Origin of the sequence: Dyella acidisoli, assembly GCF_030160295.1 — a bacterium.
GTDB classification, from domain to species: Bacteria; Pseudomonadota; Gammaproteobacteria; order Xanthomonadales; family Rhodanobacteraceae; genus Dyella_B; species Dyella_B acidisoli.
In genome coordinates this window covers 496110-517649 of record NZ_BSOB01000010.1, presented here as the reverse complement: position 1 = coordinate 517649, position 21540 = coordinate 496110, and the positions used below count along the sequence as shown (strand labels likewise).

Annotated in this window: 28 protein-coding genes; 10 read left to right on the top strand and 18 right to left on the bottom strand. The window is 58.8% G+C overall.

What is annotated here, in order from left to right; genetic code table 11:
• Positions 1–223 precede the first annotated feature (223 nt).
• A complete protein-coding gene (locus tag QQJ86_RS07430) occupies positions 224–850 on the top strand; it encodes a TetR/AcrR family transcriptional regulator (RefSeq protein WP_284320269.1) in 627 nt (208 codons plus the stop codon).
• Between the two features lie 240 nt (positions 851–1090).
• Here the strand turns inward: QQJ86_RS07430 and QQJ86_RS07425 are convergent, their stop codons facing one another.
• The 3 genes from QQJ86_RS07425 to QQJ86_RS07415 form a co-directional block, all read right to left on the bottom strand.
• Positions 1091–1576: a DUF3592 domain-containing protein gene (locus QQJ86_RS07425; protein WP_284320268.1), complete on the bottom strand. Its 486-nt coding sequence runs from the start codon at positions 1574–1576 to the stop codon at positions 1091–1093.
• Between the two features lie 223 nt (positions 1577–1799).
• Complete coding sequence (locus QQJ86_RS07420; RefSeq protein WP_284320267.1) at positions 1800–2723, bottom strand: flavin reductase; 924 nt, start codon at positions 2721–2723, stop codon at positions 1800–1802.
• Position 2724: 1 nt separating this feature from the next.
• Positions 2725–3354, bottom strand: coding sequence for a class I SAM-dependent methyltransferase (locus QQJ86_RS07415; RefSeq protein ID WP_284320266.1), 630 nt, complete (start codon positions 3352–3354; stop codon positions 2725–2727).
• 402 nt (positions 3355–3756) lie between these two features.
• Here QQJ86_RS07415 and QQJ86_RS07410 point away from each other — a divergent pair, with 402 nt between their 5' ends.
• Positions 3757–4137, top strand: a complete 381-nt coding sequence (locus QQJ86_RS07410) for a hypothetical protein (protein WP_284320265.1) — start codon at positions 3757–3759, stop codon at positions 4135–4137.
• Between the two features lie 120 nt (positions 4138–4257).
• Here QQJ86_RS07410 and QQJ86_RS07405 read toward each other — a convergent pair whose 3' ends face one another.
• The 4 genes from QQJ86_RS07405 to QQJ86_RS07390 all read right to left on the bottom strand — a co-directional run bounded on the left by QQJ86_RS07405 (position 4258) and on the right by QQJ86_RS07390 (position 5481).
• Positions 4258–4446: a DUF805 domain-containing protein gene (locus QQJ86_RS07405; RefSeq protein WP_284320264.1), complete on the bottom strand. Its 189-nt coding sequence runs from the start codon at positions 4444–4446 to the stop codon at positions 4258–4260.
• Positions 4447–4525: 79 nt separating this feature from the next.
• Complete coding sequence (locus tag QQJ86_RS07400; RefSeq protein WP_284320263.1) at positions 4526–4702, bottom strand: hypothetical protein; 177 nt, start codon at positions 4700–4702, stop codon at positions 4526–4528.
• A gap of 77 nt (positions 4703–4779) precedes the next feature.
• On the bottom strand, positions 4780–5022 hold the full coding sequence (locus tag QQJ86_RS07395; protein ID WP_284320262.1) for a hypothetical protein: 243 nt from the start codon (positions 5020–5022) through the stop codon (positions 4780–4782).
• Between the two features lie 114 nt (positions 5023–5136).
• On the bottom strand, positions 5137–5481 hold the full coding sequence (locus QQJ86_RS07390; protein WP_284320261.1) for a carboxymuconolactone decarboxylase family protein: 345 nt from the start codon (positions 5479–5481) through the stop codon (positions 5137–5139).
• Positions 5482–5702: 221 nt separating this feature from the next.
• On the opposite strand from QQJ86_RS07390, the gene QQJ86_RS22800 reads away from it, so the two are divergent.
• A complete protein-coding gene (locus QQJ86_RS22800) occupies positions 5703–5897 on the top strand; it encodes an SEC-C metal-binding domain-containing protein (RefSeq protein ID WP_425604580.1) in 195 nt (64 codons plus the stop codon).
• Between the two features lie 19 nt (positions 5898–5916).
• On the opposite strand, the gene QQJ86_RS07385 is transcribed toward QQJ86_RS22800, so the two are convergent.
• Both QQJ86_RS07385 and QQJ86_RS07380 read right to left on the bottom strand, forming a co-directional pair.
• Positions 5917–6423: a RidA family protein gene (locus QQJ86_RS07385; protein ID WP_284320260.1), complete on the bottom strand. Its 507-nt coding sequence runs from the start codon at positions 6421–6423 to the stop codon at positions 5917–5919.
• Positions 6424–6652: 229 nt separating this feature from the next.
• Entirely contained in the window at positions 6653–7270 is a 618-nt protein-coding gene (locus tag QQJ86_RS07380) for a hypothetical protein (RefSeq protein WP_284320259.1), read from the bottom strand.
• A gap of 178 nt (positions 7271–7448) precedes the next feature.
• Here QQJ86_RS07380 and QQJ86_RS07375 point away from each other — a divergent pair, with 178 nt between their 5' ends.
• Entirely contained in the window at positions 7449–8138 is a 690-nt protein-coding gene (locus QQJ86_RS07375) for an aspartate/glutamate racemase family protein (RefSeq protein ID WP_284320258.1), read from the top strand.
• A gap of 223 nt (positions 8139–8361) precedes the next feature.
• On the opposite strand, the gene QQJ86_RS07370 is transcribed toward QQJ86_RS07375, so the two are convergent.
• From QQJ86_RS07370 to QQJ86_RS07360, 3 genes are read right to left on the bottom strand one after another with little or no spacing between them, the layout of a single operon-like run.
• Entirely contained in the window at positions 8362–10539 is a 2178-nt protein-coding gene (locus tag QQJ86_RS07370) for an alpha-N-acetylglucosaminidase (RefSeq protein ID WP_284320257.1), read from the bottom strand.
• A 25-nt stretch (positions 10540–10564) separates the two neighbouring features.
• Positions 10565–10840, bottom strand: a complete 276-nt coding sequence (locus QQJ86_RS07365; RefSeq protein WP_284320256.1) for a lipid-A-disaccharide synthase N-terminal domain-containing protein — start codon at positions 10838–10840, stop codon at positions 10565–10567.
• A 46-nt stretch (positions 10841–10886) separates the two neighbouring features.
• Complete coding sequence (locus QQJ86_RS07360) at positions 10887–11186, bottom strand: lipid-A-disaccharide synthase N-terminal domain-containing protein (RefSeq protein WP_284320255.1); 300 nt, start codon at positions 11184–11186, stop codon at positions 10887–10889.
• Between the two features lie 200 nt (positions 11187–11386).
• Here QQJ86_RS07360 and QQJ86_RS07355 point away from each other — a divergent pair, with 200 nt between their 5' ends.
• The gene (locus tag QQJ86_RS07355; protein WP_284320254.1) at positions 11387–11761 is read left to right on the top strand and encodes a YciI family protein; all 375 of its coding nucleotides are present in this window, start codon (positions 11387–11389) and stop codon (positions 11759–11761) included.
• Between the two features lie 156 nt (positions 11762–11917).
• On the opposite strand, the gene QQJ86_RS07350 is transcribed toward QQJ86_RS07355, so the two are convergent.
• Complete coding sequence (locus QQJ86_RS07350; RefSeq protein ID WP_284320253.1) at positions 11918–12829, bottom strand: ion channel; 912 nt, start codon at positions 12827–12829, stop codon at positions 11918–11920.
• A 125-nt stretch (positions 12830–12954) separates the two neighbouring features.
• On the opposite strand from QQJ86_RS07350, the gene QQJ86_RS07345 reads away from it, so the two are divergent.
• Positions 12955–13674 (top strand): HAD family hydrolase, encoded by a 720-nt coding sequence (locus tag QQJ86_RS07345; RefSeq protein WP_284320252.1) that lies wholly within the window; start codon positions 12955–12957, stop codon positions 13672–13674.
• Between the two features lie 2 nt (positions 13675–13676).
• Positions 13677–13865, top strand: coding sequence for a CPXCG motif-containing cysteine-rich protein (locus QQJ86_RS07340; protein ID WP_284320251.1), 189 nt, complete (start codon positions 13677–13679; stop codon positions 13863–13865).
• A gap of 155 nt (positions 13866–14020) precedes the next feature.
• Here QQJ86_RS07340 and pncA read toward each other — a convergent pair whose 3' ends face one another.
• A complete protein-coding gene (gene pncA / locus QQJ86_RS07335) occupies positions 14021–14659 on the bottom strand; it encodes a bifunctional nicotinamidase/pyrazinamidase (RefSeq protein WP_284320250.1) in 639 nt (212 codons plus the stop codon).
• A 61-nt stretch (positions 14660–14720) separates the two neighbouring features.
• Here pncA and QQJ86_RS07330 point away from each other — a divergent pair, with 61 nt between their 5' ends.
• Positions 14721–15104: a hypothetical protein gene (locus tag QQJ86_RS07330; RefSeq protein WP_284320249.1), complete on the top strand. Its 384-nt coding sequence runs from the start codon at positions 14721–14723 to the stop codon at positions 15102–15104.
• A gap of 4 nt (positions 15105–15108) precedes the next feature.
• Here QQJ86_RS07330 and cls read toward each other — a convergent pair whose 3' ends face one another.
• The 3 genes from cls to QQJ86_RS07315 form a co-directional block, all read right to left on the bottom strand.
• Positions 15109–16509, bottom strand: coding sequence for a cardiolipin synthase (gene cls / locus QQJ86_RS07325; RefSeq protein WP_284320248.1), 1401 nt, complete (start codon positions 16507–16509; stop codon positions 15109–15111).
• 85 nt (positions 16510–16594) lie between these two features.
• A complete protein-coding gene (locus QQJ86_RS07320) occupies positions 16595–18001 on the bottom strand; it encodes an FAD/NAD(P)-binding protein (protein WP_284320247.1) in 1407 nt (468 codons plus the stop codon).
• A gap of 43 nt (positions 18002–18044) precedes the next feature.
• On the bottom strand, positions 18045–18623 hold the full coding sequence (locus QQJ86_RS07315) for a cysteine dioxygenase (protein WP_284320246.1): 579 nt from the start codon (positions 18621–18623) through the stop codon (positions 18045–18047).
• Between the two features lie 258 nt (positions 18624–18881).
• Between QQJ86_RS07315 and QQJ86_RS07310 the strand changes: the two genes are divergently transcribed.
• Positions 18882–19166, top strand: a complete 285-nt coding sequence (locus QQJ86_RS07310) for a hypothetical protein (protein WP_284320245.1) — start codon at positions 18882–18884, stop codon at positions 19164–19166.
• 80 nt (positions 19167–19246) lie between these two features.
• On the opposite strand, the gene QQJ86_RS07305 is transcribed toward QQJ86_RS07310, so the two are convergent.
• Entirely contained in the window at positions 19247–19912 is a 666-nt protein-coding gene (locus QQJ86_RS07305; protein ID WP_284320244.1) for an energy transducer TonB, read from the bottom strand.
• Between the two features lie 337 nt (positions 19913–20249).
• On the opposite strand from QQJ86_RS07305, the gene QQJ86_RS07300 reads away from it, so the two are divergent.
• On the top strand, positions 20250–21245 hold the full coding sequence (locus QQJ86_RS07300; protein ID WP_284320243.1) for a hypothetical protein: 996 nt from the start codon (positions 20250–20252) through the stop codon (positions 21243–21245).
• Positions 21246–21540 lie beyond the last annotated feature (295 nt).

Here is a 21540-nt window from a genome sequence, read left to right as displayed (position 1 = left end):
GATGTGGATGGAAAGACTCAGGTTTCGCAGTTCGATGGCCGCATACTTGGTCTTATTTGATTGATTTTATTAACATTTCTAAGGCTGACTGGTTCTTCCGGAAACACAATGGTGAACGACATTGAGTTTAGACGCCTGGGACGAATTGTCAATGGCGATCACCATTGTTATTTTCGATCGCGGCTATAATTCCCATCACTGGTCGTGACGAAAGGTGTTTGCCATGGGTGTGTCGAGACAGAAGGCCGCGGAAAACCGTAAGGCCATCATTGAGGCCTCAGAGAAGTTGTTCCGCGAGCACGGGATCGACGGTGTTGGCCTGAACGCGCTGATGAAAGCTGCAGGTTTTACACAGGGCGGCTTTTACAACCACTTCCAGTCGAAGGAGGCACTAGCGGCCGAAGTGGTGGCCAGCGCCATGGAAAAAGCAAACCAGGATCTCAAAGACGCCATCGCAGCCCCGCTGTCGCCAGACGGTGATCGGCTTCAGCGGCAAGTGGATTTCTATCTATCCGGCACCCATTGCAGTGACATCGAGCATGGCTGCGCCGTGGCAGGTCTTTCCGCCGATGTGCGTCGTTTAGGTGATCAGGCGCAGACAATTTTCTCCAAGGGTCTCAACGCGATGATCGAGATCCTTGCGGGTCCCGTGGCCGAGCACCTTCCTGAAGGTAACAACCAGGAGGAGACTCGACGAATGGCCATTGCGTTCTGCTGCGAAATGGTCGGTGCACTCATTCTTTCCCGTTCCGTCGTGAGTGCAGATGCGGCGTTTGCCGAGGAAATCATGGCGGCGAGTCGTCACGTGCTGCTCAATCATTTCGTGGAGCAGAAGACGACGGACGAGTGAGTCTCGGCCAATGTTTCCGGAGAGATTTTCAAGCGCGTGCACAGGGCGTAGCCATGGAAGATGTGGCTTTAAGGCGATTGAACGGGGTGGGTGAAGTCGCTGAGCGTTCCGCTTACGGAAAGCGGTGTGGCTATAGAGCGTGATCCGTTTTTCTGAAGCGGTCTACGATTTAGAAGACGGTGCGAGACAGTGCCAATGCTTCTATTCACGGCCCGATGAGTTAAGAGTTTCCGCTCCGACTCAACGTACGTGCACGTGTCCCGTCAAGCTCATGATCAGGAAGAAAAGGCCGCCCGCAGCGAACAGAGACCCGACAAGGTATAGGAACGTGATGCCGCTCGCGTCGCCCGGCTCCAACACCGATTCGGAGGGGTTGGCAGGGTTGTAGTAGACCTGAACTGTGGAATTGTCGGGGTAACGGTCCACTAGATTTTGTGCGCGATTGGTTGCAGAGGTAGCGAGATCCAAAAAGGAGATTTTGGAAGACGAATAACTCCTGCCGTGCACTTTGTATCGATAGACGATATCGGCCTTATACGTTGATGCATTGCCCGTACTGGATGTGTCCGTCTGAAAGAGAACCGCCGAATGCGCAATTTCCCCTTCAGTCGTGGGCCAGGACGAGCTGCGCTTCGCCTTGGCTGCTGTATTTCGCCCAAAGCTGATAATGCCTGCGCCAATGCAAATAAATACGAGGCTGAAAAGAGCTGGAAAAAGGGTGTTCATGGAGGCCTCTGATCGCGCATTCTCTCTTCGGGGCTTAGATGCATGGGGACGCCATGCAGGCCGTATTTTGTTGCAAAGGCCGAAGATCCGACACATGGACGCGTCATCGTTATGGCGTCCATCTGTGTCAGCATTGTGACGACCTCTGTTGCCAAAGAGGGCTGGCTACGGTGGCTAAGAGCTTTGCCCGTGCGGTTTTTGACCTAGTGGAATAGCGCTTAGGCTAGACCTCTGTAAACGGAATATCCCGCTTGCGGCGATAAATTTGATGAAAGCCCGCCGTGTGATGCAGCTGCGCGCCTTCCGACCAATGTTCCTCAGAAATAACGCGGCCAAGGAAGAATGTGTGCGAACCAATTTCCTGGCTGTGCACAATGGCCAGCTCTTGAACACGGAGTGCTGCAGCAACGGCGGGAATGCCAAATTCCCGCGACTGTTGAACCGGGAACGGAAGCGAACTCCAATCCTGAAGCGGCTGCTTATGGTGCTCGCTGAGCTTGTAAACAATCCCCTTCATTGCCGCAGGGATGTTTGACAGCGCAACTCGGCGTACTTCGCGCATCACAGGCTGAGAAACGTTGGTGCTGCGCAATGCTAGCGAAAAAAATCCGCTGCGTTTTAGCGGGCCAATTAAATCCATCGGGAAGATATTTTGGTGGCCTGGCGCATTGACAGAGACAAGGATGACTGGCCGCGGACACAGATAAGCAATCATGAGCTGCTGTGCCGCTGCAGGTTCCATATTCAAGTGACTTGATGCGCGATTTTTCAGCATGCTACGGTTTTGAAGCCATGCGTTCCACGAGCGTCGCGGCCACGTGAGGCAGTGATGTTCGCCTGATGCAACGTGGTAGAGGGCAATTGACGAATCTTCGGTATTGACCGTCCCAGCTCGCACCAGGCGCAAGACGCCGAGCCGCTTTTCTGTAGTGCTATCGATGTACTCGAGTACGGGATGCTGGCCGGCGTCAAAGCTGGTCGCAATCGTAAGCGGCCTGAGCGAAGCCACGGTGTGGTCTGCCGTAACATCTGTCGATTTTCCGTTCCAGCGCAAGGTGGCGGTGACCAGTTGCGACGGAGGTGCTATGGCCACCGGAGACCATTGCGGAAGTGGGCGCACGAACGGCCTGATCCAATCTTTCCACATGTTAGCCGCGCCGAAATAGCAGGAACATGTAGAGCTGAGTGGCCAGCCCGAAGCCACGCGGGGTCAAGCGCTCAAGTTGGAAATGCGGTGTTGCTGCTCGCGCTACGGAGCGCGGCGTAAAACGATGGATGCGGCTTTCACTTTCGATGGCGTAGTGGCCGTGCCGTATGAGGTTTATGAGATTTGCCCGCCACCAGCTGTAACGCGCATCCCCGAGGTAATACGGGTTGAGCATGCTGGCTAGGACAAAGCCACCATGGTGGACTACGCGCGACAACTCTTCAAAAAGCAGCGTGTGACTCGCGAAGTGATTGAGCACCGCGAAGTTTGCTGTGACGGCTTGCACCTTGCATGCAAGCGGCGATGTCACCGTGACAATGCTTTTACGATCGATGTCATCGCTGCAATATCGGGTCAGGTATTCGCTCATCGCCTGCGAGGGCTCATACACGAAAGTACGATGTCCTTTAGCGGCGAATATTTTTGCATCAATACCGGTGCCGGCACCAAAGTCGAGTACATCTGCTCCCTCAGGAAGCAAATCCAGCGCCGTCTTCTGGAATCTGTCCCGCACCACTCGATCTCGCCGCGAAGTCAGGATGAGGTTGTGGTACTGCTCTCCAGTGTGCATGTAGTCGACCACCTCGCTAGCAAACGTGTTGCCGTATTGATGACAGCCGTCCCCTGGCTGAAAGGGACTTTCAGGGGTGGGTGCCGATTAAGTCATGAAAGGTTGTTTTGATTCATTAATTGGGCGGCTTTAGTCGCAGAATAGGGAGGTATAACCTGAGGTTTTTCCGGGGTTTCGCTCCTTATCCCGGGGGAGGAGGGGAGAGTCTCGACTAACTTGGCAGGCTTATTGAAAAGCGCGCCAGATAATCTTTGTTGTATAACAAGCAAGCCTGTCGCTCGGTGTTCGGGGAATACCCGGCGATGCACTGAAAGTTTTGCAGTAAATCACTAGGGGTCTGACGTTTTTTTAATGCTTGCCTGCATACCGCTGGCAGGTTTCTTAACGCTGATAGGGGGAAGCATGAGCAGCAACAATCCGTACGAAGCACCGCGTTCGCAGGTTGATAATGGTTTTTCCAACACCGACGAATTGCAGCAGGTTGCCAGTGGGCAGAAGCTGATTATTTATTCGATCATCCTGAACTTTCTGACCATCGCGTTACAGCACTCAGGTGGTCTGGCGTTGGCCTTGGCTCTTGTTGCCATTGTCATGGCGCTGATCGGCGTCGCTCGCGTTTGCGGGGGCTTGGGATATTCCACCGGCACCAAGGTGCTGCTGATTATCGGGTGCTTTGTTCCGCTCGTGGGTCTGGTGATCCTGGTGGTGTTGAGCATGAAGGCCACCAGCCGGCTGCGTGAGGCGGGTTACAAGGTGGGGCTGCTGGGTGCTTCGCCGCCATAAGGTTTTATCGGATAGAAGTGCGAAGCACTCAAGGACGTTTGGAGTGCTTCGTGTGGTCCATTGCAGCGATTACGTGGGTTGGGGTTTGCGCCCCAACCTATACGCATGGCTTGCTGCAGGCTAAGGCGCTCTCGACTTCTCTGTCGGCCACTGACTGAACGCAAACACGTACATCATGATGATGTTGATCAACGGCACAAAGATCAGTAGTGACCAGGCGCCGTTGTAGCCGGCTTTGGCGACGATTTTCCAGGCGGGAATCACTGCCAGGATGGCGGCGACCAGGCCGAATAACGGATGCGGATGCATAAGCCCCTTACTCCCCGTTGGCTCCGTATCGGAGTGGGCCTAGCTTAGCGAGGGAATGGGACGATGGTATGTGCCGCGGTCAGGCGGCGTCCTCGGTGGCCATGCATGCTGCTTCGGGCTCGGGTGAGGTGGCCGCTTGTCGGCGCATCCAATCATCCAGAATGCGCTCGGTGACCACGCAGGGTTCACCCACACGGCATTGGGAACAGGATTGGTTGTGCAGCATCAGCACAGCGACGGCGGTTGGTGCGGTCATGGTGAAGCCCCCCGGGTCCCGCATGAATAGGCCCCTTGATGACCCTATCGGCCGAACGGCAGATCCCTTAAGTCGCTTCAGTCTGCCTTGGCGGCTGCGGAAAGGATCCACTGGGATGGCGTCGAAATGCCGTAGCTGGCCAGCACTTCGTAGATCCGCTCGGTAACCCAGTCGTAATGGTCGAGCGACACGTGGTTGCGGATGGCGTCGGCGCGGTCCAGAAACTCGATCCAGAACTCGGTGCCCAGATTGTCCTGGAGCAGGCGTGGCATGGCGCTTTGCAGGCTGGTCAGTTGCAGTTCGATTTCTGGGATGGTCATGGGCACAGCATCACCGTCTTCGGGTAGCCAAGGTCATCGGTCAGAGGGGGCCTGACCTAGTGGAGACGTTTGGCTTCCCGAATTTTGAAATGGTGACGCCGAATCCCTGGTGCCCTAGCGCCCCGCCTCGTGCGCGCTGACCGCATCCATCACCCGGGCCGAGTACACCAATGCCGCGCCGGCGTTGAGGGCAATAGCCACGCCCAGCGCCTCGGCGATTTCCTCGTGGCTGGCACCGTGCTTCAAGGCTTCGCCGGTGTGCACGGTAATGCAGCCGTCGCAGCGGGTGGTCACGGCCACGGCCAGGGCGATCAATTCGCGGGTCTTGGCGTCCAGGCGGCCGGTTTTCTGGGCGGCGTGGGACAGGGTCTGGTAGCCGGCGACAGTGTCGGGGCTGAGTTTGCCGATCTCGCCGATGCGGCCCATGAGTTGTTTGCGGTAGTCCAGCCAGTCGAGCATGGGAAGGCCCTCGCTATGAACGGTGGCAGCGGGCACAGCGCCCGGGCTGCTCGCCCATCATGCGCTCTTGGGTGAGCCGGGGCATGTGCGAATGAAGGGAGCATCCGGGCTATCATGCCGCGCCCGCTAACGGGCAGGCCAAGGAGATGTGCCATGTCATTCCATAACTTCTGCTTTCGAGCGCAGTAGTAAACGCCGTAAGGGGTTCCCTTCCGAGCAGCGTGTCAAAAAAGGTGTACGTATCGTGCACGGCGACAAGGAGTTGTTTCGAGAAACTCGGCCGCAATGATCCTTGCCCCTGCGGTTCTGCGAGATTGTTTCAAGAACTGCTGCATGCGCAACGGCAAGTTCGATGGTGCCGGACGCCATTATTACGTGCGATAAAAAAGGCGGCCCTGAGCCGCCTTTTTTCGTGACTTTTTGACGACTTGGAGCTCAGCCTTTCGACGTGTGCTCGGCAGGCCTTACCAGGTTGTTAGGTGCGACTGGCATTACCGCTACTGCGCTTACTTCAATCATCACATCGCTGCGGAATAAGCCTTTCACTTCCACCAGGGTCGCAGTAGGCAAAGGATCGTGCATGTATTCGTTGCGGATTTTGCGATACGTATCGACTTGCGACATGTCAGTCACGTAGGTGGTCATCTCCACCACGTCGGAAAAACCGGCGCCACTGGCTGCCAAGGCGGCTTTCAGGTTTTCGAAGGTTTGCCGTACCTGCGCGGCGAAATCACCAGCGCCAACGAGCGCGCCATGCTGATCGAGCGGCACCTGACCGGCGATGTAGATCGTGCGACCGCCATAGACGCTGATGACGTGTGTATAGCCGTGTGGCGTGCTCAGGGTGGCAGGATTGATACGCTGCACGTTATCGGGTTGATCGGCGGCGAACGATGCGCCGGTCAGCAACGCGAGTGCTGAGGCTAAGAAGATCGATTTCATCGGCAGCTTCCTTGGGGAGAGGGGAGATGTTCGACAATCGGTTTTAAATTACGGTGCGCGTTGGATCATACATGGCGCGTATCCCCCATGGCCGTCATTCCCGTGAAAGCGGGAATCCATTTGCTGTAATGGAAAGGCGAAGATGGATTGACCAGCTTCGCTGTTGAAAAGCACCTCCGCTTTCGCGGGAATGACGACCGTGAGGGCTAGATATTGTTACGCGCGGCAACTACTGCACGTGCGCAGATGGAGCTGAGATTCTCTCCAACGCTCTATTGAGCGTTTGCGCAATGTGTTGCGCCAGCTCGGTATAGGTAGCGGCGCGAGGATGGCGTTCGCGCTTGGTGAAGCCGTCGAGCAGGTCGGGGCCGGAATAACCTTCGCCGGTCACGCGATGCGCATAAAGGCAGGCACGTGGTGCATCCAGAAACGTTTGGATTTCCACACCGATGCGCTCGGACGCTTCCGCGGTGGGCAGCATGAAGATCGCCAGCGCACGACTGCCGTTGCGACGCAGATGACGCATGGATTCCTCCAGCTCCACGATCAGCGTGTGGCCTTCCGGCAGATCCAGATCCCGCAGCAGCACGGCTTCGATTTCGGCCGCGGCTTTGCGCGCCTCCATCTCGATGCGTCCCAGAAAGCCCATGCGCAGCTCCTGACGGGTATAGCGCAGCGGCATGGTGGAGACCTGGGTCTCGTTCTTGTGCACGATCCAGGAATGATTGACGCGCTCGAATGAAATCCCCGCTTCTTCGTAACTCTGCTTGCAGTTCTCGGCGCTGATACTGGCGTGCGCTGCCCAGGCAGCCTTGAGGTAAGCGAGATTGGGGCGGGTGCAGATCATGCGGGTCTCCAGGAAAAGCCGTCGGCGGCGTAGTAGTCGCGGACTCAACAAGGCTATCGGCGGCTTGCTGGGAAACTTCAGTCATACAGTGCCGGGGCGCTGAATGGCCCGATTTCTATCCTTACATGGCCTCGTCTATAAGGCATGCTAAGCGCTGTCGTGGCAGAAGGATGGACGGATGAAAACCCTTGGGCTGATCGGCGGCATGAGCTGGGAATCCACGGTTCCCTACTACCGGTTCATCAACGAGGCGATCAAAGCAAGGCTGGGTGGTCTGCACTCGGCAAAGCTGGTGCTTTACAGCGTAGATTTCGATGAGATCGCCCAGTTGCAACATGCCGGCGATTGGGACACGGCCGGGCGTGTGCTTGCCGACGCAGCGCAACGGCTGGAGGCAGCCGGTGCGAATGCACTGCTGATCTGTGCGAACACCATGCACAAAGTGGCACCTGCCATTGAAGCCGCTGTGCGTATTCCGGTGTTGCACGTGGTGGATGCAGTCGCTGGGGAAATCCGCGCGGCAGGCTTCAACAAAGTCGGTCTGCTAGGTACGCGCTTTACGATGGAGCATCCGTTCTATGCAGATCATCTACGGCAGCACGGTCTGGAAGTATTGACGCCGGATCAGACGGATCGTGACTTGGTGCATCGCGTGATCTATGAAGAACTGTGCCTCGGCAAGACCGTCGATGCTTCGCGTACGGAGTACCGCAGGATCATGGCGGATATGGTCGCGCGGGGCGCGCAGGCGATTATTCTTGGCTGTACTGAACTCTCTATGCTGATAGGGCCGCAGGACGCTACCGTGCCGTTGTTCGATACCACGGCGATTCACGCGCACAAGGCTGTGGAATGGGCGCTTGAATGAGTTGCCGTGTAGGTTGTGATTGCACCGTGCACAATGAGCCCCTCTCCCTCCGGGAGAGGGGCTGGGGGTGAGAGTACGATCAGCGCGTAATCATCAAGGCTTGTGCGAGAGGTTGACATCGCGCTTCGCCCGAACCCTCACCCGCCTCTGATCGAGTCGAGGGCAGGCTCCTCTCCCGGAGGGAGAGGGACTCACTCACGACGTTCGTGGCGAGTGCTGATGGCTACGGGTTCAAGGTTCTGGCGATCTGCGTTGCGATTTCGTAGGCATCGCCGATGGGCTGATCGGTGTAATGCTGCGTACCACGATTCCACGCGTCACCCATGTCGAACCAATCCATCGACTTGGGCGGCGTGCCCGTGCGCAATGCTTCGTCCAGAGTGGCGAAATACGTCTGCCACCGCACCCGATAGTAATCGTGGGTAAGGCCGGCCCAGTCCTTGTTGCCATAATCGTGCAGGCTGGCACCTTCGCTGGCTTTGCGATCGCCCCAGGTGGTGAGCAGCGAGCGGGCGTCGTAATCGAGCCGTGCGCGTTCTTCGGGTGTTGTGGCCCAAGGCTGTACTTGCGACAGCCAGTTGCCGACAAGGAAGAAACGGTTGGTAGCGAGCAGTTGATCTTGCAGATCCATCAAGTGCAGCCAGCGCTGCGTGAGCGTTTCGAAGCGTGAACGATCCTTGGCATCGTAGGCTGCTTTTATCTGCGGCAAAAGCAGGCGGTTTTCGTTGGCCAGTGTTTGGCGTGCGATATCCACCAGATCGTAGTGATAGGTGTCGCTACCGCGCAGGGCAGGGGTAACTTGCAGCATCTCGGGCAGCGCGTGCTTGAATGCCTCGGCGCTGTAGCGCATTGCTTCGGGCGACCAATTCGATGCGCGATTCGCAGTAAGGCTCGGCTGCGCGTTGAACAGGGATTCCTGCGCGGCATCGCGCTCGCTGTTGAACACGACCTGGTCGATGTGAATGTCGTAGGCCGTATGCAGCAGTACATTCCATGCTGCCAATGCGTGTGGATCGGCGGCGCCATAACGGCGCTGCACGTAGTCAGCTGTCCACGCTTCAAGATCGACAGGCTTGCTGTGCCAGGCCATTTCGGTAAAGAGATCGAAGGCGAACGGATTGGTATCCATGCCTTCGGTGAACACGGCTGTGCCGACCATGTTGTCGTTGCTGCGGCCCAGGCGTTGCAGGCGTTCGGTGATGTTGCGGGTATTCGCGCCCAACGTGGTGCGGCCACCGAATTCCCAAATGCCGCCGAACAGGAATGGCGCGTCCTGAAAATCTTTTTGCCGGTTGTCGCGTGGCACGCGATCGTGATCGATGTCGATGATCAGCAGATGCTTGCGATCAACGCCGCTAAGCAGATCCTGTCGCGGATTGCCCTGCCACGCGAGCATCATCCAGCGCGCGCCGGGATGTGCAGTGAGCAAAGCGCTCTGCACGTCCCGTGCAGCTTCTGGCACCGGCACGTTGCCGGCATCGCCGCCTTCCTGGAACACTTCCATGTCGTAGACGCTGCTGTCGCCGAACAGCTCGCGTTGATGGCGATAGAGCGCAGCAGCCATCTTGGCGAATATGGGATCACGCGGATCGAGCCAGCCTGGCCGCGTAAGGCCGGCCCACTCACCCTGCGGCACCACGTGTGCTTTGGGAAACTTGCGCTGGAAATCCGCGGGCACGATGCCATAAAAGCCGGGTAGCACCGGCGTGATACCGAGTTCGCGCAAGCGTGCGATGATTTTTTGCGCGGACTCTGCGCGCTTATGCATCAACGCCGTGCTGATCGGTCCGTTGAAGCAGCACAGATTGCCCATCAGCTGCCAATTCTGGTGCGCGGGCTGGGTGATCCATTGACGAATCTCGTCATCGGAATAGCCGACATCGCGGAACGTCTGGTAGAGCACGGTATCCATGCCGCGTTCGATCAGCACCGCATTGATGCCGGACAGCGCCAGCACATCGATTTCGCGTTGCCAGCGCGGCCAATCCCAATAAGCCGTGGTGTAGCCGTCGACGTTCTCGTTCAGCGCATAGCGATAGGCGTAAGGCGTTTCCTGTTCGATCGTGCTCGCCGGTAGCGGAAATGGCGCATTGCCAATGCGATCGCCGTTGGGCGAGATCTGCACATGTGCCACATATTTCAGGTACCAGTTGACGCCGAACAGCAATGCGCTTGGCGTGCTGCCTTCCACGCGGATATGGCCGTTCGCCTGTGAGATACGAAAGCGTTCGTGGCCGTTTTCAGCGGTGAGCGTACCGAGTTCGAACTGTTGCGCCTGCTGCGGCAACAGGCGCGCGAGCACGGCTTGTTCGGGACGTGTGTCGAAAGTGCTGGCTGAACCCGATCTCGCGATCAGCAGTGCAACGGCAGCGAACCAGGGCAAGAACGGATAGTTGCGCATGGTTCGTGGCGTTGCGGGCGAGGTATCAGTCCGACTCGGGTTGCTTGCGCAGCATGATCAGGTTGCGCAGGAAAATGGCCAGGGTCACCGCTTCGCCGATGATGAATACAGCCTCGCGCTGATGGATTGCGTAACTCAGCAGGATCACACCGCCGGCCACGCTGAGGTACCAGAATGCCGGGGGAATCAGGCTCTGCCCACGCGCTTCGCTGTACAGCCATTGCACCAGAAAGCGCACGCCGAACAGGACTTGCCCCATCAACCCGGCGCCGATCCAAAGGGTTTGGTGGTCCAGCGTCACGGCGTTCTCCAGGCAAGGCTCGGCTTTGCTACAGGCTCGAAGGTATTCATGAGGTGACTTCCGAGGGTGCGGCTTCCGGTTCTTTCTTGTCGCGCTTGCGCATTTGCAGGTTGCGCCAATAGATCAGCAGGCCGCTGGCCTGGCCGACGATGAATACCGGATCTTTCTTGTAGCAGGCGTAGCACAGCAACAGCAGGGCGCCAACGATGCTGGCATACCAGAACGCCATGGGTATGACGCTGCGCCGCTTGTACTCGCTATAGAGCCACTGCAGCAGAAAACGACCGGAAAACACCGTCTGGCCGATCAAACCCAGCACGAGCCAGGCGTTGTTAAACGTTCCCATTCATATTACTCGGGTGGCCGAAGGCGGAAGGGCTCCGCCCCGAATTCAAAGACTTGATAGGCGAACTATAAGGCAGGCGTGCCTGCTCCGTCTCGAACGGTGAGCGTAACCCCATGAAAACTGGGCCTGGACCCTGTCCCCGGCTTGGCCTACCCTGCGCCGGCTGTCGGTTGTCTTCCCCATGTTCCCGTGAGAAGCCCATGAAATTCCTGGTGATGATCTATAACGACGACACCCTGCTGGACGCCCTTCCGCCAGGCCAGTTCGACACGATGATGAACGGCTGTTTCAAGCATGCCGACGAGTTGCGTGCCGAGGGTCATTTGCTCGATTCCATGCAACTGGAGCCCCCGGCGCGGACCAAGACTGTGCGCGTGCGCAACAACCGCACTACGGTGATCGACGGGCCGTTTACGGAAGCGCGTGAGTATCTGGGGGGCTTCAACCTGATCGAAGCGGCAGACATCGACGAGGCGGTACGCATTGCGCAGACGTTCCCGTGGGCGGCGACCGGATGCATCGAGGTGCGGCCGGTGAGGGATATCGATGCGGAGCGTAAGCGCGTCGGAGCGTGAAGCCTAGATTGCGCCGTAGCGGTTCCCTCCCCTACGTGCAGTAGGGGAGGGTTAGGGTGGGGTGAAGCAACCTCGCGTTGAATTCAAGCAACACCGCAAGCTCATGCAACCCCACCCCAGCCCTCCCCTGCAAGCAGGGGAGGGAGTTTGCGGCGATCACGTCAGCTTCTGTTTTTCCTCATCCAGCGGCAGCACGTCATGGAAGACGGTGTAGTCAATCACGCTGACGCCGTTGCTGTCCTTCCTGACCAGATCGACATAGCGGTAATTCCAACGCACTTCCTTGATGCCCCATTGATGGCGCGCCAGCATCGATTGCGAGGTGGTTTCGTCGACACCTTCGATGGTGAGCAGCAATGCCGCTTCGCTGGCTTCCAGGCTCTCGGGCGTGGCGTTGTACAGCGGGCTTTCCTCATCGATCACATGCATCACGTTCCAGCTCAGCATGAAAATGGGATGTTCGTCGCGCACCAGTTTCATGTCTTCGATGCGACGGATCTGGAACCCTTCCGGCGAAGCGTGCTGGCGGATTAGATGTAACTGCGCGGAAGCCTGTGCAATCAAGTTCTGCCGCATGTTGGCGGCACGTAACATCAGCGTTTGCTTGCCGTCGATCATGCGCACAACCGGATGCTGGCCGAACAGGATCTTGGCGCGCGGGCGCGAGAAGCGGGCGAAGATCAGGCCGGTGAATACGGCGATATTGCCCATGCCCAGAATGATCTCTGCCGTGGCGACGACGTGCGTGTAGACCGACTGTGGATGCATGTCGCCGTAGCCCACCGTGGCGAGCGTTTCCACGCTGAAGAAGAACGCGCCGGCGATCCCTTTCGGATATTGGTTGGCGATGCCGGTTGGGTCGAGCTGGTAGATCATGGCGAACAGGGCGTTGAACATCAGGAACACGCTGACGGCGACCCCGAAGAATCCGGGCCAGCTCATGATCAGTGCGCGGTGATAGAAGTCATCCCAGAAGCGTTCGTTCAAACCTTGAGATAGGAATGGCCGGCCACCAATGTGCACGACACGCGGCCGTTGCCAGAAAGACACAACCCGCTTGCGGTTCATGGTGAAACTCCTTGCAGCCGATGCCGTGAAGGAATTGTAGCGTCCGCGTGACGCGCTCTGGCATCGGCCATGCACCCGGCTGGCGGGCGCGGTAAGCTTGCCGACCCCACTTGAAGGCAAGGCTCATGCTCAAGCTCATCGGCTTTGACGGCGACGACACGCTCTGGCATAGCGAGGGCTATTACCGCGAGGCCAGCACGCGCTTCGTCGAGATCATCGGTCGCTACGTGGACGTGGGCGATACCCATGTGCAGGCCGGGATGCTGGCCACCGAGCGGCGCAACCTCAAGCTATTCGGCTACGGCGCGAAGGGCATGACCTTGTCGATGGTGGAGACGGCCATCGCGATCACCGAGGGCCGTATTTCCGCCACCGATATCCACCAGTTGGTGGAGATTGGCAAGACCGTGCTGCAGCATCCGGTGGAATTGCTGCCGGGCGTGCGCGAAGCAGTCGCTGCGGTCGCAGAGCATCACGCGGTGGTGCTGATTACCAAGGGCGATCTGTTCCACCAGGAAAAGAAAGTGGCGCAGTCAGGCATGGCGGATTTGTTCCATCGCATCGAAATCGTGTCGGAGAAGGATGCGTCGACATATCGCCGCGTGCTCAATGAGTTCTCGTTGCAGCCGGAGCAATTCGCGATGGTAGGTAATTCGCTGCGTTCGGATATCGAGCCGGTGATCCGCCTTGGGGGATGGGGCGTGCACATGCCCTATCACGTGACGTGGGAACACGAGCTGGAGAACAGCCTTGGCGAGGCGGATGCGCCGCGCATGCTCACGGTAGATGAACCTTCCGCCATTCCTGCGGCGATCGCGCAGCTCGCTGCACGCGCGGCAGCTTGAGCATGCTTACGCCGCGCACCATCCAATGTCCGTATTGCGGTGAGCGCATCGAGATTTTGGTCGATGCCTCAGCGGGCGATCAGCATTACATCGAGGATTGCCAGGTGTGCTGCAGGCCGATCAGTGTTGAGGTATGGATCGGCGCGGATGAGGATGTGCATGTGAATGTGGCGGGGGAAGACGAGGTTTGAGTTTTGCTGCGCGTGCTTGTGTGGAAACGGCATGATCGGTGTACCTGGAAAGCCGTCATTCCCGCTTTCGCGGGAATGACGGCCATAGAGCATAGGCGGGCATTCGGCGAGGTTGACCCCTCACCCCAGCCCTCTCCCCGGAGGGGAGAGGGGCGCTAAGCACGCAACTCAGCGGATTGCACGATTCCAACACCCAACTCTCCCAACGTCGTCCGTGTAGCCGCATCGCTCTCCGGCGTCACCGGCCGCGTAAGATCCCACACCACGTTGGCCCGGAAACCCAGTGCCAGCGCATCCTGCACGGTCCATAGCACACATACATCGCGTGCCAGGCCTGCTGCGTATATCTCATGCACGCCACGTTCGCGCAGCCAGCCGGCCAAGCCGGTACTGGGCCGGCTGCCGTCGGGGCCATGGTTTTCCTGGAAGGCGCTGTAGGAGTCCACATCCGGGCGGTTGCCTTTGCGCAGGATCAAGTCCGCAGACGACCAGTCTATGCCCGGATGCAACGCCGCACCGGCAGTGTCCTGCACGCAATGATCCGGCCACAGGGTTTGCGGCTGGCCGTAGAGCTGGATCTGCTGGAACGGTGCCATGCCTGCATGCACGCTCGCGAAGGAAACGTGCCCGCGCGGATGCCAGTCCTGCGTGGCTACCGTTTGCTGGAACAGGTGGCGGCGCAGTAACTGGTCAATGCCTGGAACGATGGCGTCCCCTTCATGACAGGCGAGTGTGCCGCCGGGCATGAAGTCAGGTTGGACGTCGACGAGGATAAGTGCGGCTTGCTGATGCATTGCAAGATTCCACCGCGGATCGACGGCATAATGCAAGCGAACACTTCGGGAACGGCGACTGATGCATTACGACCAATCGTGGATGGGGTACGGACTGGTAGGCGGTCTGGAGGCAGGCGCGATCAGCGCTGTCGTCGCCTTCCTGTTGTACCTGGTCGTGTACGCGATCGGCCGTCGGCAGGGCTGGGTGCCGCTACAAATGATCGCCATCGCGTTCCTGCTTTCCTTGCTGCTTACCGCCAGTGGCGATATGTGGGATCTGATTTATTTCAACTACACACGCATGGATTCGATCCAGTTCTTGAAGGCGAAGCTGGCCGAGGTGCACGATCCGGACAACATCGGGCTGCGCGTGTTCTGGGAAATGGTCGGTGCGTTGGTAGGCGCGGGTGTGGGCTGGATTCTGCGCGGCGGCGATTGGCGTGGGGCTCTACGTGGAGATTGACCTTTCAAAGGATCGGATCGAATAGCCGCGCCACGTGCATCGCCAGCCGACGCACATAGGGCGATCGGCGATATTCCTCGCGTGTGATTTCCACCGCTTTGCCGAAATCCTCCGTCAGCATGCGCTCCACATCGGCAGCGAATGCGCGATCCACGTTCAGTGCACCGATTTCGAAATTCAGCCGGAACGAGCGGTTGTCCAGATTCATGCTGCTGACGCACGCCGTGTCGTCGTCGATCAAGATGACCTTTTGATGCATGAAACCCGGTTGGTAACGGTAGATGCGGATGCCTGCTGCGATGGCATCGCGAGCGTGCAGGGTGGAGGCAAGAAACACGGTGAAATGATCGGGGCGCGAGGGCAGCAGTACGCGCACATCGACACCGCGCATCACGGCCAGGCGCAGTGCCGACATCACCGCTTGGTCGGGCACGAAGTAGGGCGTGGTCAGCCATAGCCGCTTGTGTGCCGCATTGATCGCCGCCGTGAAAAACAGCGAACAGGTTTCCTGCGGGTCGGCTGGGCCGGTGGCGGCGATCAGCGTATGCGCGCTGCCTTGTGCGGGGCTCGATGGGAGCATGGGCGGCAGTTCGCCCGTCACCCAATGCCAGTCCACCGCGAAGCTGCGTTGCAACTCGACCACGGCCGGGCCGGCCAGTTGCAGATGGGTATCGCGCCATGGCGCAAGCGGTGGTTTCAGGCCGAGGTATTCGTCGCCTACGTTGAGACCGCCAAGAAAACCCAGCGATCCGTCGACCACCACGATCTTGCGGTGGTTGCGGAAATTGAGCTGGAATCGATTGGGCCGCCGCCGTGTGGCAAACGGATAGATGACCACACCACCTTTCCGCAGTGTCTCCACGTAATGGCCGGGCAGGGCGTGGCTGCCGATGCCATCGAACAGCACGAACACGCGCACACCTGCCGACGCACGTTCGAGCAACGCGTGTTGCATGCGCTGGCCAAGCATGTCGTCGTGGAAGATGAAGAACTGCATCAGGATGCACTGTTCGGCGCGAGCGATCGCCTGGAACATCGCCTCGAAAGCGGCTTCGCCACCGACCAGTAATTTCAGCTGCTGGCCAGGATGAAACGTGCCGCGCACCATCTGCGCCATTTCGCTGTAGCGCACGCACGATTCCGGAACGCCGACACGCTCCCCACGTCGTGTTGTTTGCGAGAGTCGTCGGTGATGAGCACGGTGCAGCGTGACATAACCGTGGAAGTGGCTGCGTCCGAGATACAGGTAAGGCACCAGGGTGACATAGGGCAGCAACGACAGCCCCAGCGCCCATGCGAACGCACCTTGCGCCGTGCGCGTGTTCATCACTGCATGCATGGCGGCGAGAATGCCAGCCAGGTGCAGCAGGAAGGCGAGCAGGGGCAGGATGTGCGGCAGGGTCATGGCAGCGAGTAAAGCATTCCCTGGCGCGCACGGGTAGGTTGAGGAAGCCTACCCGAACCCCAGCGCAGTCGTGCAGATGACCATGTCAGGGTTCGGCGTGCGCCTTGCCCAACTTGCGTTGCTCTTCCCGTTCGAGCAGATGATCCGCCAACTGTCGGGCCTGTTGACGGACTTCCGGCATCGCGGTCGATTCCCACAAGGTGCCGCGAAGCATGGAGCCGATGGCGAACAACCGCGGCCAGGCGCTGCCGTTGTGCAACAGATGGCCGTCCGGAGTGGCTTGGATGCCCAGGCCGAAGGGGTCGGGGCGGATGTGGCCGTTGGTGACCAGTTGCAGCAGCAGGGGATGTTGAGCGCGACGCACATCGTTATCGAGGCCGGTGCTTTGCACGACCAAGTCCGCATCGAGCGCGCCTACCTGTTGCCCACCCCGAGGTACGTATTGCAGTTCCAAACCACGATCTGCCGAAGCAACGCCATGCAGATGACCACTCAGGCGCGTCAACCGCCCTTCGCGCTCCAGCTTGCCAATGGCCTGTGCTACTTGCGGCGGCAGACGATGGCGCGAGCGTTCCCATGCCCAGCGCGCATGACGCAGGAAGCGCGCGCGATCGGCGTGCGGCAGCGATCCCCACAGCGCTGAAGTATGTGGACGCAGGCAGTCGATCACGCGGCGCCAGTCATCGGTGTGCGCAACAGCGTCGCGCAACAGATGCATCCAAGTGCGGATGTCGGGCGCATCGCGCATCGCTTCGATCAATTCGTCGCTGTCCTCGTAGGGCAGCGCTGCGCTGGCTGCATGCACTTCTGGCAGCAGGCCGTGACGGGAAACGGCGGTGAAGCGCGCGTTGGGCCACAGCGCGGCCAGTTCGATGATGATGTCGACCGCGGTAAGTCCAAGCCCGATGATCGCTACATGGTGGGCCTGGGTATCTGGCTTTGCCTCAGCCAGCAAAGACCAGGGCTGCGTGACGTAGCGTCCGCTGGCTAATGCTGCATCGCTGACTTGCGAAAGCGGGCGCGGAGGCAACGTGCCGAGCGCGAGCACGGCAGCTTCGACACGTGTGGAAGTTTCCCCCTGGAAGATGGTGACGCCGTCGTTTTCCGGCACCATTGCGTCGACGTTGTACGGTATGACGTGTACGTCGTGGCCTTGACTCTTGGCGCGGGCGAGCGCGCTGGCGGTTTCGGCTTCAAGATAATCGCCGTACCAACATCGCGGTAGGAAATCTGTGCCGGAAACCTTCGGATTGCGCTTCTGTATGTATTCCAGAAAACCGCCGGGACGGTTGGCGAACATGCCCATCGATGCGGCGCGTACATTCAACAGATGACGTTCCGAACGCGTGCCGTAGGCAATGCCACGACCAGGCGTGCCGCCACCGGTGTACCAGTCCAGGTGCAACGGCTGCGCTACGGGGCGCTCCAGCAGTTCGCTGAGCAGCGTGGCTCCCGCAGCGCCGCCGCCAATGATGGCGACGCGTCGAAACATGTCACTCCTTGATGAAGAGGTAAGCCTGGGCTTTACGTTGATATCAGACGCGAATCGGTCCGGCAATCCGTGCGCGCTGCGGCAAGCTCAACCAGTACGGTTCAGCTTCGACCTGCTCGTAGGTGGCGTAATCGTCAAGATCGCCGCCATAAACATGCAGTGTCAACGCAGTCTCTTGTCGCGAAAGATTGCGGCAGCGATGCATGTACGGCGGGTCGGTGTCGAACCAGGTTGCATCGCCAGGGCCTAGCCAATCGCGTCCTCGCAATTGCCACGGATCGTTGGTGGTTGCACGCGACCAGGACTCCACTTCGAGTGCGCCATACAAGCTCAATTCAATTCCCCACAAACCCGCATGATCGTGCGACGGTGAGCTATAGCCAGGCGGCCACGCCATCACCAACACGCTCACGCCCGGACGGCCACGGCGTCCCAGCAGCCAACGTTCGAAACCGCGATTGCGCGCACGCAAGTCGTACAAACCATCGCCAAGCGCCTTCGCGTCGCGATGGACGATGGCGCCAAGTTCACGCGAGAGCGAAGCGAGATCCGGATTTTTTTCTAGCGAATACGCGAGCGCAATATCACGCAAGCTCTTGAGACTGTGTCGGTATGTACGCATAGGGCTCGTAAGCAGACCGGAGATGATTCGAAGTGGAGCATGCGTACCGTTAAATGGTCGTAAGGTCGAAGCAATCGGCTATGACTTTCGAGGCATGAAGGACAGATCGCATCAGCCTATGCTTATGACTGACCATGGTTGCGGCAATGCAGCGCTTGCAGACAAATTTTTAATGCTTTTGTTTGACTGCATGCAGTGCTTTAAACCATGACCGCACCTACGCGCATCTAACCGTGCACCGACGTCGGAGGAACGGACATGATCGAGCTGATGGCAATCTTGTTGGTGGTGGGCGCTCTGTGGCTGGTTGGTTCGTTGATCGGCCTTGTCTTCAAAGTGACCTTCGGCCTGATCGGCGGCATCTTTAGCTTGCTCGCAGGCGCGCTCGGGTTTTTTATTGGTGGCTTGGTCATGCTGCTGGTGTTGCCGCTGATTGCACTATCGCTGCTGCCTGTGCTGTTGCCAGCTCTGCTGTTGTTCGGGCTGGTCTGGACGATCGTCCATCTCGCACGCCGGCCAACTGCCACGCCGGTGTCGCGCTGAAGCGCGAATCGGGAGTAGGGAATACCGTCGGCACCCAAGGCAGTGCCGTTGATGTACTCCCTACTCCCTCATCGCTTTCGTTACATATCTCGCAGCACGAAGTCGACGGGTACCTGCGCCCACGCTTTTACTGCGTGGCCATCGATGACGGCGGGTTGGAATAGCCAGCTCGACAACACTTGTTCTCGCGCACTTTTATCCAACGCGGAGTAGCCGCTGCTGTGCTCGACAACCACATCGATCGGCTTGCCGTTTTCATCCACCAGTACGCGCAGCAATACCGTGCCTTGCATGTGCATGCGCACCGCCTGGACCGGGAAATGCAGCGGTGAAGCACGATAGGCAAGCGACACCACACCTGGCGCAATGCTAGGTGGCGGTGTCACGTTTACCGGTGGTGGGGCAGGCCTCGGGTTGTCCGAAGGTTCTATCGTGGGAGGTGCCGTTGGGGTCGGTGGAGACACCTTCTGCATCACGTGTACCGGTGCGGTGACCGGCATCGATTTGGGCAACGGCTTGAGCACGATATCCGGCGGTGGTGGGGGCGGTGGCGGATCTCGGAAGATGTGGATCGTGGTGGGTTTTACCGATTCAATGACTTCGGCAATCTGCGGCGCCAGCGGACGCATGGCGAAGATGAGTGCAGCAAGGTTGAGGGTGATAGCCGCGCTAAGTGCGGCAACGCGCATCATATCCATATCCGGATGATGCGCACGACGAACGACAGCCAGGCCTGCGGACGACATAGGACGACCTCCTGACAGAACGATGTGAGTTGTATGCATCGGTTGCACGCCGTGTGGGGACACGGGGGGATCGTGGCCGGTGCGGCTCCAGCGTATGCCTGCTTTTCGGGTTTGTGCAATAGCCGTCCAAATTGTGTGAAAAAACAGCGCGTTCTTCACCCCCAATGCACACCCTCATCCGGAAAGTGCCCCGGCCCCGTCTGCCGGGGTGATGACAGGGACTGTTCCGGGACTTACCCCATCGGGGATCTGTGTTTCGTGCTTCACCTCGAGCGGTGAAAAACCCTTCGTATGCGAAGGAGCGCGTTCACTCACATTGAAGAGGGATACGCGAATCATGAAACCATTTACACAGCGGATAACGTGGAAGAGTGCATGCGCGCTGCTTGTCATGGCCGTGTGCGGCGTGGCGTTTGCAGCGGACAATGCGGTGCAAACATTTACACCGAAAGGTGTCAGCGAGTTCGAAGCGAGTCAGCGCCCGCAAGGCGTGCCGACTGATTACGTCGTGACACCGAACGGCTTTTTCTCGCCATCCTGTGTGCAGCGCGTGGAAGAAGGTGAAACCTTGCATGCCGATGGCAGCATCGAAGCTGCGAACGGCGTGGTGCGCAAGCCGGCGCTTTGCACGCAAGCGCACTATCGCTTCGACGGCTCGCGTGTTGAGCCGAATGGCAGTTTCTCCCTGCCGCCGATCCAGGCGCGCCAACCGACCATCAACGGCTGGGTGGAAGACGCCAATTACTCAAGCTCGGTGAACATTGGCAAGATTGTGGCAACCTGGAAAGTACCTAGCACGCCGACCAACCAGTCCGGACAAACCGATTACTTCTTCCCTGGACTGGAGCAGTTGCCGACTGTGGAGAGCATCCTGCAACCGGTACTCGGCTACGGCGCATTTAGTGGCACCGTGTGGACGCTGTCGAGCTGGAACTGCTGCGTGAGCGGCACGACTTACTACAGCGGCCCGATCAACGTAAAAGCGGGCGATACGATTCTTGGCACCACCCAGTGCAAGGCTGCCAATAGCTGCAGCACCTGGACGATTACCTCCAAGGATGTGACGACCAACACGAGCACCACGCTCACCACGAAGCCTTACGGCAATCTGCTTTGGGTGTTCGGTGGCGTGATGGAGGTGTACGGCGTCAGCAGTTGTAATCAGCTACCGGCAAGCTCGCCACTGACGTATTCGAGCATTGCCGTTTACAACACCGCCTTCACCAAAATTTCCAATACGCCATGGGGCGCGGATTATCCGGTGGGTTCCACGTCGCCACAGTGCAGCTATAACGTCTCCACCACGTCGAGCAGCGTGACCTTGAGATATTGATCCAAGCGTTATCCGGTTCCCCCGTCTCAAACAGGCGGGGGAGCTTTTTTTTAGCCCAAACTTTTTTAGCCCCAAAAAAAACCCCGCGGGGGTGCGGGGTTGCAGGATTAACGGATATCGGGGAGGCGATATCCGTGGCAGTTATCTTCCAGAAAGGGAGCTTGATGAACCGTGGAGTTCGCGTGACGATCATCTTCACGAACCGGGTCTTGTGATCCTGGCCGCAATTCCGGTGATCCATCGTTGGAGGCTCTGCCGATGGAAACCAACGGCTTCGTTAAAGGGGGACAGGTTG